The 14,814-nt window shown below is 71.5% G+C and carries 10 protein-coding genes and 1 riboswitch; of the genes, 6 read left to right on the forward strand and 4 right to left on the reverse strand.

The window, feature by feature from the left end:
- Positions 1-88: 88 nt before the first annotated feature.
- A complete protein-coding gene (locus ACWDA7_RS32275; protein ID WP_450608757.1) occupies positions 89-1,345 on the reverse strand; it encodes an ATP-binding protein in 1,257 nt (418 codons plus the stop codon).
- A gap of 134 nt (positions 1,346-1,479) precedes the next feature.
- Between ACWDA7_RS32275 and ACWDA7_RS32280 the strand changes: the two genes are divergently transcribed.
- Positions 1,480-2,832, forward strand: a complete 1,353-nt coding sequence (locus ACWDA7_RS32280; RefSeq protein WP_450608759.1) for an SWIM zinc finger family protein — start codon at positions 1,480-1,482, stop codon at positions 2,830-2,832.
- Between the two features lie 43 nt (positions 2,833-2,875).
- A complete protein-coding gene (locus ACWDA7_RS32285; RefSeq protein ID WP_450608761.1) occupies positions 2,876-4,492 on the forward strand; it encodes a DUF5691 domain-containing protein in 1,617 nt (538 codons plus the stop codon).
- A 287-nt stretch (positions 4,493-4,779) separates the two neighbouring features.
- Here ACWDA7_RS32285 and ACWDA7_RS32290 read toward each other — a convergent pair whose 3' ends face one another.
- Positions 4,780-5,196 carry a cobalamin B12-binding domain-containing protein gene (locus ACWDA7_RS32290; protein ID WP_450608762.1) on the reverse strand — a complete coding sequence of 139 codons (417 nt, stop codon included), beginning with the start codon at positions 5,194-5,196 and terminating at the stop codon, positions 4,780-4,782.
- A 693-nt stretch (positions 5,197-5,889) separates the two neighbouring features.
- Between ACWDA7_RS32290 and ACWDA7_RS32295 the strand changes: the two genes are divergently transcribed.
- Together ACWDA7_RS32295 and ACWDA7_RS32300 are read left to right on the forward strand one after the other, a co-directional pair.
- Positions 5,890-6,756 carry an esterase/lipase family protein gene (locus ACWDA7_RS32295; RefSeq protein WP_450608764.1) on the forward strand — a complete coding sequence of 289 codons (867 nt, stop codon included), beginning with the start codon at positions 5,890-5,892 and terminating at the stop codon, positions 6,754-6,756.
- 303 nt (positions 6,757-7,059) lie between these two features.
- Positions 7,060-8,640 carry a M23 family metallopeptidase gene (locus ACWDA7_RS32300; protein ID WP_450608766.1) on the forward strand — a complete coding sequence of 527 codons (1,581 nt, stop codon included), beginning with the start codon at positions 7,060-7,062 and terminating at the stop codon, positions 8,638-8,640.
- Between the two features lie 58 nt (positions 8,641-8,698).
- Here ACWDA7_RS32300 and pcrA read toward each other — a convergent pair whose 3' ends face one another.
- A complete protein-coding gene (gene pcrA / locus ACWDA7_RS32305; protein WP_450608767.1) occupies positions 8,699-11,203 on the reverse strand; it encodes a DNA helicase PcrA in 2,505 nt (834 codons plus the stop codon).
- Positions 11,204-11,610: 407 nt separating this feature from the next.
- A riboswitch (cyclic di-AMP (ydaO/yuaA leader) is annotated at positions 11,611-11,780 on the forward strand.
- An 8-nt stretch (positions 11,781-11,788) separates the two neighbouring features.
- On the opposite strand from pcrA, the gene ACWDA7_RS32310 reads away from it, so the two are divergent.
- Both ACWDA7_RS32310 and ACWDA7_RS32315 read left to right on the forward strand, forming a co-directional pair.
- The gene (locus ACWDA7_RS32310) at positions 11,789-12,961 is read left to right on the forward strand and encodes an NlpC/P60 family protein (RefSeq protein WP_450608769.1); all 1,173 of its coding nucleotides are present in this window, start codon (positions 11,789-11,791) and stop codon (positions 12,959-12,961) included.
- Between the two features lie 107 nt (positions 12,962-13,068).
- On the forward strand, positions 13,069-14,043 hold the full coding sequence (locus ACWDA7_RS32315) for a tellurite resistance/C4-dicarboxylate transporter family protein (protein WP_450608771.1): 975 nt from the start codon (positions 13,069-13,071) through the stop codon (positions 14,041-14,043).
- Here ACWDA7_RS32315 and ACWDA7_RS32320 read toward each other — a convergent pair.
- Positions 14,021-14,374 carry a hypothetical protein gene (locus ACWDA7_RS32320; protein WP_359398046.1) on the reverse strand — a complete coding sequence of 118 codons (354 nt, stop codon included), beginning with the start codon at positions 14,372-14,374 and terminating at the stop codon, positions 14,021-14,023. The two genes, ACWDA7_RS32315 and ACWDA7_RS32320, sit on opposite strands and share 23 nt — an antisense overlap.
- Positions 14,375-14,814 lie beyond the last annotated feature (440 nt).

Here is a 14,814-nt window from a genome sequence, read left to right on the forward strand (position 1 = left end):
CTCGCTCCCGCGCCGCCACACGCGTCCGTGGCCTCGGCCGCGCCCTCCCCGGTCGGGAAGTTCCATGAGGGCTCGGCTTCGGAGTGGTTCATGCGGTCACCTCCCGGCACGCGCGGTAGAAGTCCGTCCAGCCGTCGCGCTCGCGGACCACCGCCTCGAGGTACTCCTGCCAGATGACCCGGTCGGCGGCGGGATCGCGGACGACGGCGCCGAGAATGCCCGCTGCGACGTCGCTCGCCCGTAGTACGCCGTCGCCGAAATGGGCGGCCAGCGCGAGCCCTCCGGTGACGACGGAGATCGCCTCGGCCGTGGACAGCGTGCCGCTGGGCGACTTGAGCTTCGTGCGGCCGTCCGCCGTGGCGCCGCTCCGCAGCTCGCGGAAGACGGTGACCACACGGCGGATCTCGTCGATGCCGTCGGGCACGGCCGGCAGGTCGAGCGAGCGGCCGATCTGCTCGACCCGGCGGGAGACGATGTCGACCTCGGCGTCGGCGCTCTCCGGAAGGGGCAGCACCACCGTGTTGAAGCGGCGGCGCAGCGCGCTCGACAGGTCGTTGACCCCGCGGTCGCGGTCGTTGGCCGTCGCGATCAGGTTGAAGCCGCGGACGGCCTGCACCTCCTGTCCCAACTCCGGTATCGGCAGGGTCTTCTCGGACAGGATGGTGATCAGCGTGTCCTGTACGTCGGCCGGGATACGGGTCAGCTCCTCGACCCGCGCGATCATGCCTTCCCCCATGGCCCGCATGACGGGGCCGGGCACCAGCGCCTCGCGACTCGGGCCGTGCGCGAGCAGCTGCGCGTAGTTCCAGCCGTAGCGGATCGCCTCCTCCGGGGTGCCTGCCGTGCCCTGGACGAGCAGCGTCGAGACGCCGCTGATGGCCGCCGCCAGGTGCTCGGACACCCAGGTCTTGGCCGTGCCGGGCACCCCGAGAAGGAGCAGGGCGCGGTCGGTGGCGAGCGTGGTGACGGCGACCTCGACGATGCGGCGCGGGCCGACGTACTTTGGTGTGATCACCGTGCCGTCCGGCAGCGTGCCACCGAGGAGGTAGGTGGCCACCGCCCACGGCGAGAGCCGCCAGCGGGCCGGGCGCGGGCGGTCGTCGTGCACGGCCAGCGCGGCGAGTTCACTCGCGAAGGCGGCCTCGGCGTGCGGCCGCAGCGCCTCGGCCGGCGCCGTCACCGCTTCCCTCGCCCCGCCGTCCGCCTGCCCTTCCCCGCTCTGTTGCGCGGGTGTGCGCACGGGCGCGGACGCTCGCCCGTCCGGGCCCGCTCCCCCGCCCCCGTTCGCGGGCGCGGACTCGCTCGGGCCCGGCTGGACGGACATCGGATCAACGGACACACGCATGGCCACTTCCCCCTCGGCGTCGGCCGGTTCGGATCTGTCACCAACCGTGCACCACACCACTGACAACGCGTCGTGAGCTGCGCAAACACCCTCGCGGTGATCGATTGTCAGTGCCGGGACCTACCTTCGACGACATGACTCAGCAGGGGGTGCGCTGGACCGCGGAGCAGGTGCTTGCACTGGCAACTGACGCGGCGTCACGCAAAGCGGGAAGCAAACTCGGCGCGGCCGGGCCGTGGTCGGACGCGGGCAGTTCCGAGGAGGGGACGGTGTGGGGACTGTGCAAGGGCAGCGGCAGCAAGCCGTACCAGACGGTCGTCGACATCGCGGACGCGGCCGGCCCGGCCTACAAGTGCAGTTGCCCGAGCCGCAAGTTCCCGTGCAAGCACGCGCTGGGACTGCTGCTGCTCTGGTCGGGCGGCGACACGACGGTGCCCCGGGGGCAGGCGCCGGACTGGGCGGAGCAGTGGATCGAGGGGCGCCGGCAGCGGGCGCTGGAGAAGCGGCCGACGACCGGGTCGAAAGCGGCCGCGCCCGCTGATCCACAGGCAGCACGGCGCAGGTCGGAGCAGCGGGCGGAGCGGATCACGGCGGGGGCGGCAGAGCTGGAGCAGCGGCTGGCCGATCTGCTGCGGGGTGGCATCGCCGCGGCCGAGCAGGCGGGTTACGGGCTGTGGGAGGAGACGGCCGCCCGGATGGTCGACGCACAGGCCCCGGGACTGGCCGCGCGCGTACGGGAGTTGGGGGCGCTCCCGTCGTCAGGACCGGGCTGGCCGGTGCGGCTGCTGGAGGAGTGCGCGCTGCTGCACTTGCTGGACCGGGGCTGGTTGCGCCGCGAGCGGCTGCCGGACGGCCTCGCGGCGACGGTCCGTTCGAGGGTCGGGCTGCCGGGCTCGCCCGACGGTCCCCCCGCCCGCGACCGCTGGCTGGTCCTGGCGCAGTACGACACCTCGGACGGCCGGCTCACCACACGCCGGATCTGGCTGTACGGATCGGAGTCCGGCCGCACCGCGCTGCTCCTCTCTTATGGGGCGGCCGGGCGCTCGCCGGACTTGGCCCTGCCGATGGGCCTTGCCCTCGACGCGGAGGTGTCCGGGTATCCGGGCGCGGGACAGCTGCGGGCCGCCCTCGGCGAGCAGTTCGCCTCTCCAGCGCCGACGACGGTACGGCCGCCCGGTGTGACCACCGCCACGGCGGCGGCGCGCTATGGAGAGGCCCTGCAGGCCGACCCGTGGCTGGACTCGGTCCCGGTGACGCTGAGCCGGGTCCTACCGACGCCCGTCGAGGAGTCCTGGCAGCTGGCGGACGCGGACGGCGGCACGGCACTGCCGCTCACCCCTTCGGCGAGCGCCCGCCCGGGTCTGTGGCGCATGGTCGCCCTCTCGGGCGGCGCCCCGGTCACGGTCTTCGGCGAGTGCGGCCACCGCGGCTTCACCCCGCTCACCGCCTGGCCGGAGAGCGCGGGAGAGGCGGTCCCACTGTGCTGACGACACCCCGAGCCACGCCGAAACCGACCTGGAAGGGACTGACATGAGTGCGACCCCCGCCCCGCCGGGCACAGCCAGTGCCGTGCCCTGGGAGGAGCTGGTGACCGCGGCACTGCTCGGTACCGACCGGCGCACACCGCAGGGACTGCCGCCGGGCCGTGAGGCGCCTACGGCAGTGCTGGACCTGGCCGCCGTGGAGACGGTGCGCCGCAGGGCAGGTCTGCGGCCGGCACCGGCAGGGCCACCGCCCGAGCCGGCGGCGGCCGATCCACGCCCGCCGCTGCCGCCCGCCGCTGCCCGCAGACTGGCCGTTCTGCTGTCCGACCGCCCCGGGACGGGCGGCAGCGGCCGCCGCGGGTCGGCGCCCGACCTCATGGAGCTGCTGCCGCAGTGGCTGTCCCTGGCCAATGCCCGGGGCTTCGCGCCGCCCCCGGAAGCGCTGCCCGCGCTCCTGGACGCGGCTCGCGGTCGTACGGACCTGCGTCCCGCTGCGCTGGCCTTCGCCGGTCCGCGCGCCCTGTGGCTGGCCCGGCTCAACCCGGACTGGCGCTTCGCACTGCGCTCCACGCCCGGCGGGTCCGAGCCGCCGCCGCAGGAGCGGGACCGCGTCCTAGCCCTGTGGCAGGAGGGCCTGTTCGCGGAGCGGGTCGCGCTGCTCACCGCGCTGCGGGGGCGACAGCCGGCCGCCGCCCGCGAGCTGCTGGCCTCCACCTGGACCACGGAGCGGGCCGAGGACCGTCTGATGTTCCTCGACTCGCTCCGCACGGGGCTGGAGCAGCCGGATGAGCCGTTCCTGGAGCAGGCGCTGTCGGACCGGAGCCGCAATGTGCGGGCGACGGCCGCGGAGTTGCTGTCGGCGCTGCCGAATTCGGCCCTGGCCGGGCGGATGGCGGCGCGGGCGGCGGCCTGCGTGGCGGTCGACCGTACACAGGAGGAGCCCACGATCGTGGTCGAGGCACCGCACGAGTGCGATCCGGGCATGGAACGGGACGGGGTGGTGCCGAAGCCGCCCGCGGGCCGCGGGGAGCGGTCCTGGTGGCTGGGCCAGTTGGTGGAGGCGGCGCCGCTCGGCTCGTGGCCGGCGCGGCTCGGGGGTCGGACGCCGGAGGCGATCGTCGCTCTGCCGGTGGCGGATGACTGGCAGGGCGAACTGCACGCGGCCTGGTGCCGGGCGGCCGTGCGGCAGCGGGACCCCGGCTGGTCCCGGGCGCTGCTCGGTCCGCCCTCGGCACCCGAGGCGGGAGGCCCGGGTGCGGTGTCCCTGGCCGAGCGGGCCAAGTTGCTGTCGACGCTGGGGGCGGCGGAACGGGCCGACTGGGTGGCGGGGTTCATCGCCACCCATGGCCTGTCGGAGGCGTTCCAGCTCCTAGGGGTCTGCGCGGTCCCCTGGGCCGCTCCACTGGGACGGGCGGTCGTGGACGCACTCAACATCGCGCGGGACGCGGGAAGTTACCCGTGGAGCTTCAGCGGTGTGATGGGGCTGGCGGAACGCTGCCTCGACCCTGCGGAGGCGAGCCGGCTCGATGCGCTGACCGCGATACCGGACGAGCCGGCGGACGCGTCGCCCGGGGCGGGGGGCTACTGGGCAGAGGCCTTCCAGCGTCTGACGACGACGCTGCGCCTGCGCGCCACGATGCGGGAGGAACTGGGCGGGGCATGAGATGAGGCACGGGGCGGACGGACAAGTCCGGGACCACCGGAGCCAAGGGCGGACGGACGACTCCGGACCACCGGAGCCAAGGGCGGACGGACGACTCCGGACCACCGGAGCCAAGGGCGGACGGACGACTCCGGGACCACCGGAGCCAAGGGCGCCCGGGCCCTCGCTCGCCGACCCGGAATCACTCGAACGGCGGCACACCTATGGCGGACGCGGTCCCCCGCGGCCGGAGAGACGAAACGGCGCCGCCCGCCCTCCCAGGGCGAAACGGCGCCGTGCGCGGAGCGTTACGCCTCCGCGGGCTGGCGGACGTTCGCCCGCACCCAGTCCACGATCGAGGCGGTCGTCGCCCCGGGCGTGAAGATCTCCGCGACGCCCTTCTCCTTCAGCGGAGGGATGTCCGCCTCGGGGATGATGCCGCCGCCGAAGACGAGAATGTCCTGCGCGTCGCGCTCCTTGAGCAGCTCGATCACCGCGGCGAACAGCGTGTTGTGCGCGCCGGACAGGATCGACAGACCGATCGCGTCGGCGTCCTCCTGGATCGCCGTGTCGACGATCTGCTCGGGAGTCTGGTGGAGGCCGGTGTAGATGACCTCCATACCCGCGTCGCGCAGCGCCCGCGCGATCACCTTGGCTCCGCGATCGTGGCCGTCGAGCCCCGGCTTGGCCACCACCACGCGGATCGGACCGGCTGCCACACCCATCACTGCCTCCATGAAGCGACTACTCCACCCTGTACCGATCTACCGCCCTGCCGCCACATCACCGCACCGGCGGACACGCGGACCGCACGGTCGGCGGTTCCGCACCGGCAAACGGGCGGTTCCGCCCGCCCCTACGGTCCCGCAGAACAGGCGCACAGCACACCTCACGGCACAGGCGCCCCGCGTCGCACCGACCCGGGAAGTGAACGAACGTTATCGCCAGCATCCCGCAACCGGCAGTTTCACGGTGCAGACCGAGGGGGAAATCACACAGTGGGACACATTCGCCGCGCAGGGTCTCCCCTCTCCGCGGCACACGCGCCGCATTCACCGGCGGCTCGCGCGCCGTGCACCGAGGAGACCGTGCGCAAGGAGAGCCGCGACGAGGCGGCCGCATCACCGTATCGCCGGCGGGGCGCCGTGGTGGTGAGGCTCCTCGGCGAATGGATGTGCAAGGGCACGACAGCGGGGAGCCAGACCCGTACGAGGAGGACGGGAACCGCGCCACACACGGACGGCCCAGGTCGCGTCATCGCGACGAAAAGGCGCCCGTCACGTCACCGGCGCCGTACGTGCCGCATCGGCGGCACGGCCGAACCCGCGGCACCGGCCCAGCAGGCCACCGCCACTCGGCTTTCCACAAGGGCTCACGGGGGACAGAGGCGTCCTCGGTGTGCCGACGGGAGGTCGGCCATGATGGTTACCAGGGCAGTGCAGCCCTTGCAGCCGTTGCTTCCGCTGTGCCAGCGCCTGTTCCCGAGCAGACTGGCCGGACTTTCCATAGCCCTCCTGAAGGCGACCGCCCTGGAGCTCGCGATACTCGCCGGGCATCTGCTCCTGTACCCCTCGGGGATCATCCAGGAGCGCCACGCGGAGCCACTGGCGCTCCCCCCGGACACCGCCACGCTGCCGACCAAGGCCAAACCCCCGGTGATCCTCCTCCATGGGTTCATCGACAACCGCTCGGTCTTCGTCCTGCTGCGCCGCAACCTCACCCAGCACGGACGGCAGCACATCGAGTCGCTGAACTACTCTCCGTTGACCTGCGACATCCGGACCGCCGCCCAGCTTCTCGGCCGTCACATCGAGGAGATCTGCGAGCGCACAGGACAGGATCAGGTGGACGTCGTCGGGCACAGCCTGGGCGGACTGATCGCGCGGTACTACGTGCAGCGCCTCGGTGGCGACCTCCACGTCCGCACGCTCGTCACGCTGGGTACGCCGCACTCGGGCACCCGGGTGGCGCCGCTCGCCAACGCACACCCGATCGTCCGCCAGATGCGCCCCGGTTCCGAGCTGATCCAGGAGTTGCGTGAACCGGCCCCCGGCTGCCGCACGCACTTCGTGAGCTTCTGGAGCGACCTCGATCCCCTCATGGATCCGCTGGAGACGGCCTGCGTCGACCACCCGGACCTGCTCGCGCAGAACATACGGGTCAGTGGCATCGGCCATCTCGCCCTGCCTGTGCACCCCACGGTCGCGGCCGGGATACGGCAGGCACTGGACCTCGAGCAGCCGGGAAGGGCCGCGGCCCCCACCGGCGGCCTCACGGTGGCGTAGCCCTCGGGCGCCGCCGCTGTCCACGGCGGTCGGCACGATCCGGTCCTCCCCCGGCCGGAACACAGCCCTCAACCGCGCCTGGCACAGCCGCGATACAGCTGTCGGACAACTCCCGGACACCCTCACACCCTCGAACATTCATCGAACGAAGAGCCAAAGCCTTGCCTTTAGCCGCCGAAACACGGCCGAATGCCCGTTTCCTGCCGGAGGGAAACCTGCAGAAGATTGTCGCGCCCGCATACCGCCGGGTACAGTCACCGCACTGCTCTGCCAGCCCCTGCTGTCGAGGCGAAAGAGAAGTTGGTGAACGACCGTCACCCGTCGGGGACCGCAACTCCCCCGGCTCCTGCCTCCGATGCCTCCTCGGCGCACTATGCGTCGTACGGCGGGCAGGGCGGCCAGTACGGTGACTTCACCACGTACGCCGACACCACCGCGGCCGCCTACGGCGCCGGTGGCCACGCGACCGCGAGCTTCGCGACCGACCCGCTCTTCGGTGACCTCCCGGGCGGCGGCTCGACCGGTTCCTACGACGCCACTCAGTGGTCCGCCGACGCCCACACGCGCCTCGACACCGGCACGCACCAGACGGCGCACTACGACGGGTACGCCGCCCAGCACTACGTCGCGTACGACACCGGCGCCCATGACACATCGGCCTGGGCGGCCGGCTACCAGCACCTCGCCGGAATCCCCGCGCAGGCCGCGCCCGCCGACGGCACCGGCCAGTGGGACGCCCACGCCTGGCTCGAGGGCGGCCGGCAGGCGGACCCGACCCAGCAGTGGGAATGGGGCACGCAGTCCTACGACACGGGTGCCTACGACGCCACGCAGTGGAACTCGGGCGCCACCACCGAGCATGAGGCGCACTACCAGCAGACCGAGGCGGCGGCCGCGACGGCCACCTTCGAGCACGTGGTCCCGGAGTCCTTCGACCACGAGGCGACCTCGACGTTCGACCACGCCGAGCCGTTCGACCAGCAGGCCATCGCGACCTTCGAAGCGGCCGAGTCCTTCGACGACTTCCCGTACGAGGACACAACCGCCGACGACCAGGGACCGGCGGACGACGCACCCGATGACGCCCCGTTGCTCGAAGAGCAGGAGGAGTTCGCGCCGGTCCCCGGACCGCGTGCCGCCTCCCGCGGCGCGAACCGGTCCCGGCGCCGTCCCCCCGCGAGGCGTTCCGCACTGCTGACGGTCGCCGTACCGTCGGTGTGCGTGATGGGGGTCGCCGGGATCGCCGCGGCGTCCGTCGGCACCGGCGGAGAGGACACCGGCACGACGAGCGCCTCCGCCGCCACTCCGGTGAAACCGTCCGCCGCCAACATCAAACTGGACTCGCAGCTCCAGAGCCTCTCCGCGGGCGCGAACGACTTCGCCGACCGGGCGAGCCGTACCCAGGAGCGCATCGACCTCAAGGCCCAGCAGGCGGCCGAGCTGAAGAAGGCGGCGGCGGAGGCGGCGCTCAAGGAGCGGCTGCGTCCGAAGTTCGTCCTGCCGGTCCTGCGGAAGGGGCTCAGCGCCTACTTCGGGCAGGCCGGTATCAACTGGATGTCCGTGCACACCGGTATCGACTTCCCGGTCTCGTACGGCACGACGGTGATGGCCGCGACCGACGGCACGGTCCGCACGCAGTGGAACAGCGCGTACGGCAACATGATGATCGTGACCGCGAAGGACGGTACGGAGACGTGGTACTGCCACCTCTCCAGCTACCGGGTCGCGAGCGGGACGACCGTGAAGGCCGGTGACCCGATCGCATACTCCGGCAACTCGGGCAACTCCACCGGCCCACACCTGCACTTCGAGGTGCGGCCGGGCGGGGGCGCCGCGGTAGACCCGCTGCCGTGGCTGCGCAGCCACGGGCTGGACCCGACCTGACCCGCTCCCCCGCCGGGCCCCCGCCGGTCGGCGAGGGCTCCCTCTTCGGACCCGCGGACTAGAGCTTCTCCACCGGCGCATACCGCAGCAGCAGCCGCTTCGGCTTGGTCTCCCCGAAGTCGATCGTCGCCTCCGCGTTGGCGCCCGTGCCCTTCACCCCGACGACCGTGCCCAGGCCGAACTGGTCGTGGGTGACACGGTCTCCCACCGCCAGGGAGACGACCGGCCTCTCCGTCGCACCGCCCCGCCTGGTGGCGAACCCGGACGCGCCCGCGGCCGAGGACCGCGACCGGGAGGACGACAGCGAGGCCGCCACACCCGAGAGCGGACCCGTCGGCACGGAGGCGGAGATGGCACCCTTCCGCTTCCAGTCCACGTGCTGGTCCGGGATCTCCTCCAGGAAGCGCGAGGGCGGGTTGTACGAGGGCTGGCCCCAGGCGCTGCGCATCGCCGACCGCGTGAGGTACAGCCGCTCCCGGGCACGGGTGATGCCGACGTACGCCAGGCGCCGCTCCTCCTCCAGCTCCTTGGTCTGGCCGAGCGCGCGCATGTGCGGGAAGACGCCGTCCTCCATGCCGGTCAGGAAGACCACGGGGAACTCGAGGCCCTTCGCGGTGTGCAGGGTCATCAGCGTGATGACCCCGCCGCCCTCTTCCTCGTCGGGGATCTGGTCGGAGTCGGCGACCAAGGCGACCTGCTCCAGGAAGTCGGCCAGCGTGCCGCCCGGTGCGGCGGCCCCGGCGGCGCCCTCGCCGCTCTCCTGCTCGAACTCCAGGGCCACGGCGGCGAGTTCCTGGAGGTTCTCGATGCGGGTCTCGTCCTGTGGGTCCGTCGAGGCCTGCAACTCCGCCAGATAGCCGGTGCGTTCGAGGACGGCTTCCAGGACGGTGGCCGGTCCCGCGCCGGACTCCACGATCGTCCGCAGGTCCTCCATCAGCGCGTTGAACCGCTTGACCGCGTTGGTCGAGCGGGCCGCCATGCCGTATGCCTCGTCCACCCGGCGCAGCGCCTGCGGGAAGCTGATCTTCTCCCGCTGGGCCAGGGCGTCGATCATCGCCTCGGCACGGTCGCCGATCCCCCGCTTCGGCACGTTCAGGATCCGCCGCAGCGGCACGGAGTCCTCCGGGTTCGCCAGCACCCGCAGGTACGCCAGGACGTCCCGGACCTCCTTGCGCTCGTAGAAGCGGACGCCGCCGACGACCTTGTAGGGCAGGCCGACGCGGATGAAGATCTCTTCGAAGACACGGGACTGGGCGTTCGTGCGGTAGAAGACGGCGACGTCGCCCGCCTTCGCCTCGCCCGTGTCGGTGAGGCGGTCTATCTCCTCGGCGACGAACTGGGCCTCGTCGTGCTCGGTGTCGGCGACGTAGCCGGTGATCCGCGCGCCGGCGCCCGCGTTGGTCCACAGGTTCTTCGGGCGGCGGGACTCGTTGCGCTCGATGACCGCGTTGGCGGCGCTCAGGATCGTCTGCGTGGAGCGGTAGTTCTGCTCCAGCAGGATCGTGGTGGCGTCCGGGTAGTCCTCCTCGAACTGGAGGATGTTGCGGATGGTCGCGCCGCGGAAGGCGTAGATCGACTGGTCGGCGTCACCGACGACGCACAGTTCGGCCGGCTGCAACTCGTCCTCGCCGGGGGGTACGTCCACGGGGTGCTCACGGGTGCCGACAAGCTCCCGGACGAGGGCGTACTGGGCGTGGTTGGTGTCCTGGTACTCGTCCACGAGGACGTGACGGAAGCGGCGGCGGTAGTGCTCGGCGACGTCCGGGAAGGCGCGCAGCAGGTTCACCGTCGTCATGATCAGGTCGTCGAAGTCGAGCGCGTTCGCCTCGCGGAGCCTGGACTGGTAGAGCGCGTACGCCTGGGCGAGGGTCTTCTCGAATCCGTCGGCGGCCTGCGCGGCGAAGTCCTCTTCGTCGATCAACTCGTTCTTCAGGTTGGAGATCTTCGCGCTGAAGGACTTCGGCGGGTATCGCTTGGGGTCGAGGTCCAGGTCGCGGCAGACGAGCGCCATCAGCCGCTTGCTGTCGGCCGCGTCGTAGATCGAGAAGGAGGATGTGAAGCCGAGTTTCTTGCTCTCCCGGCGCAGGATGCGGACGCACGCGCTGTGGAAGGTCATCACCCACATCGCGTTCGCGCGCGGGCCGACGAGGTGCTCGACGCGCTCCTTCATCTCGCCCGCGGCCTTGTTGGTGAAGGTGATCGCGAGGATCTGCCCAGGGTGGACGCCGCGCTCGGCCAGCAGATGGGCGATGCGGTGCGTCAGCACACGGGTCTTGCCCGAGCCGGCGCCGGCCACGATGAGCAGGGGGGAGCCGGCGTGCACAACGGCCGCGCGCTGGTTCTCGTTGAGCCCCTGGAGCAGTGCCTGGGGGTCGATGACCGGGCGGGGCGCGCCGTCCCTGTAGTACGCCTCACGGTCCGGGGGTACGTCGAAACGCCCGCCGAACAGATCGTCCGGAACCGGTTCCGGAGCGTGATCGTCCTCGGGCGGCGGGGGCTGCTCCTCAGCGGCCGGGGTGGCCTTGAGGTCCGCCAGGAAGCTGTCGTCAAAGAGGCTGCTCATCGCTCTCCGAGTCTAGGCCGCCCCACCGACAACCGGCCGCCGCCCGGGAAACACACCGACCGGCCTGGGCTCTGCGATGGATGATCTTCCGAAACCGACCACAAGGACTCCGTCACCTTCCGGGATCGATCGGTCACCAGCGGAAACGGATCGCATGGGGCCGACATGCCTGCCCAGGACCCCGCTCGAGCCCGTGCGGACAGGAAGACGACACCCCTCCGACAGCCGCGACAGGAACGAGTCAACTCATCACAGAACTGCCCATATTGACCACGGGCCGACGGATTCATGAGCCAGGTCACGAAAATGTATCGGGCATATCGAACATCAACCTTCACACAGACCACATCAGTTGGCTACCGTTCCCGGCGGGCCGTACGACCCCCACCGGCGAAGGTCGCCGGGTCGCGCGGCTTCCGCCGAGTCCGGTGCGCCCTCGTGGCAGCCGGAGCCGGGGACCCACCCGATCCTGGGGTGAATCGGCCGACCGCCTTTCGGGGCAAGGCCGTAGGGCACGCCTTCCGAACCACCCGCCCGAACCCGACAGCTAACTCGGTAGGCGGAGTACGGAAGGAGTCGCCTCCCATGGCGCCGCACCGCAAGGCCCGCCCCTCAGGCACGCGCATCGCAGGCATACGGACCCCCGCCCTCGCGACGGCGGCCCTCACCTCCGTGGCCCTGCTCTCCCAGACGGCCAACGCCGCGCCCTCCACCGATGGCAAGCCGAGCATCGAAGAGGTCGAGAAAAAGGTCGACGACCTCTACCGCCAGGCCGAGTCGGCGACCGAAAAGTACAACGCCGCCAAGGAGAAGACGGCCAGCCAACGCAAGCGCGTCGACACGCTCCTGGACGACGTCGCCAGACGCACACAGAGTCTCAACGAGGCTCGGGACAAGCTGGGTTCGTTCGCCGCCGCGCAGTACCGCACCGGGGCGGCGGCCCCCGACACGGCCACGCTCCTGCTCGCCGACTCGCCCCAGGACTACTTCGACCAGACCCAGTTGATGGGCCGGCTCACCAGTCGCCAGAAGCAGGCGGTCGACGAGTACACCACCGACCAGGCCGCGACGATGGACAAGCGGCGCGAGGCCACCCAGAGCCTGCAGACGCTCACGGAGTCGCAGCAGACCCTCAGGTCGAGCAAGACGACCATCCAGACGAAGCTCGCCGCCGCACGGAACCTGCTGTCGGATCTGACCGCCGAGGAGAAGGCGCGGCTCGCCGCGATCGAGCAGAAGAAGCAGGAAGAGGCTCAGCGCCAGGCGGAAGAGCTGGCACGGCAGCAGGCGGCGCAGCGAGAGGCCGCGCAGCGCCAGGCGGCTCAGCAGAAGGCGCAGTCGAGCACGCCGAGCACTACGACCGGTTCGACGGACACGTCCGCCACGGGCTCCTCGAACGCGACGAAGGCGGACCAGGTCCTGGCGTTCGCCCGGGCCCAGATCGGCAAGCCCTACGCGTGGGGCGCCACCGGACCGGACTCGTACGACTGCTCGGGGCTGACCCAGGCCGCTTGGAAGGCCGCCGGGGCGACGCTCCCGCGCACCACGTACGACCAGGTGAACGCCGGCACGACGGTCTCGCTCACCGACGCCCAGCCCGGTGACCTGATCTTCTTCTACGACGACATCAGCCACGTCGGCATCTACATCGGCAACGGCATGATGATCCACGCCCCGAAGCCCGGCGCATACGTCCGCGAGGAGTCGGTCTACTACGGCGGCGCTTCGATCATCCACAGCGTGGTGCGGCCCGGCTGAGGCCGGTTTCCCTTTCCGGTACGGGGCACGCGCGCGTGGGGTTGTTTTCGGCCTCCCGCGCGCGTGCCCCGTACGCATCGCGCGTGTGCGTCCCTAGCATCAGGCGCATGTCAGGCACCTCCGAGCTCCGCACCTGGTGGACACAGCGTCCGCCCGCCACCGGGGCCGCCGTGATGGCGACCGGCATCCTGTCGGTCGGGCTGCATCTGACCGGGTACGGGGTCCTCTCCCGTATCGCCCTCGCCCTGACGGCCGCCGCCTGGCTGGGGCTCGTCGTCGACGTCGGCGTACGGGTGCTGTGGGAGCGCGACCGGTGGGCTCGGCAGGCTCTCACGGCGACCGCACTCGCCCCTGTCGCGGCGACCGCCACGCTGGGCACGGGAGTGTCCATGCAGGGCGGGCAGCCGCTCGCCGAGGCGCTTCTCGCGCTGGCCTTCGCGCTGTGGGTGGGCTTGCTCCTCCCGGTCGCACTGCGCTGGGAGCGGCCTATGCCCGGGGCCGTGTTCCTCGGGTGCGTGGCCACGCAGGGGGTCGCCGTGCTCGCGGCGATGCTCGGGGCCACGGTGGGGACCGCATGGCTCGTGCACACGGCGCTGGTGCTCTTCTGGCTCGGGCTGGTGTTCTACCTGATCGGGCTGCGGTGCTTCGACCTGCGGCAGACGGCGACCGGTGCCGGAGACCACTGGATCGCGGGCGGCGCGCTCGCCATTTCCGCGCTGGCCGGGTCCCGGCTCGTGGCAGCCGGGCACAGCGGGCGCTACCTCTGGAGCAACGACGACAAGGGCGTCCTGCGGGAAGTCACGCTCGCCCTCCTCGTCCTCGCCCTCGTCTTCTACTGCGTGCTGGCGGCGGCCGAGCTGCTCCGGCCGCGGCTGCGCTATGACACGCGGCGCTGGTCGACGGTCTTCCCGTTGGGGATGACAGCGGTGGCGAGCCTGTCGGTCGCCACCACCCGCGGGGTGTCCTGGCTGCGCGGCCTCGGTGAGGTCCTGCTGTGGATCGCGGTGGCCGCCTGGTGCGTGGTCCTCGCCATGGCGGTCTCGTCGGTCCTGGGAGGCCTCAGGTCCAGAGCACCGCGATGAAGATGTTCGCGGTGGTCAGCGCACCGACGAGGGCGAAGGGACCCTTGTCGATCTTCTCCTCGTCCCGCTTCACGTAGACCAGGCCGAGAATCACGATCAGCAGGGCCAGTTTGACACCGATCTTGAACGTGTTGACCGAGTGGTGGTCCGCCTGGTTGAGGCCGACCAGGACGACTCCGGTGACCAGCATGGTCAGCGCGCCGTGGAGCATGCCGGGCACGAAGCGGGCGGTGCCCCGGCCCATCGCCTTCATCTGGGTGAGGAAGCCGCCGAGGAGCGCGGCGATGCCAACGATGTGCAGGCCGACGAAGAGATGGATGAGTACGTCCATGGGGCGGAGCCTAATCAGGGGTGCGCAGGTCCCCTGACACCGGCCCCGCGGATGTCAGGCCGCTCACACGGCCCCTGGATCCGCATATATGCCCCCCATAGCACTCCATCGACTCTCCCGCTCTCGGAACCGCCGCATCGGTCATCGCAGAGCGTGATGTCGACCCAGTCATGTCGGGATAACGCTCACATACGGTCACCGTCAGTCCAGTCGGGTCACTTCCGTACTTTGCGTCACAAGACGGTCACAGTGAGGTTTAACGTCCTCCACCAGGTGACCGGCTCCCCACCGCCGCCCGGGCCAGGGGCGGCCGTCGGACACCACCGCCGAGAAGTCCGGCGGCGGCCCGTTCCCCCTGTGCGGGCCGCCGCCGGCCCCCCCGACCCCCCGGCGGTGGGGCGGGGGGGGGGGAGGGGGAGGGTGGGTGTTGGGGAGGGGTG

This window comes from Streptomyces sp. NPDC001156, from assembly GCF_053598275.1.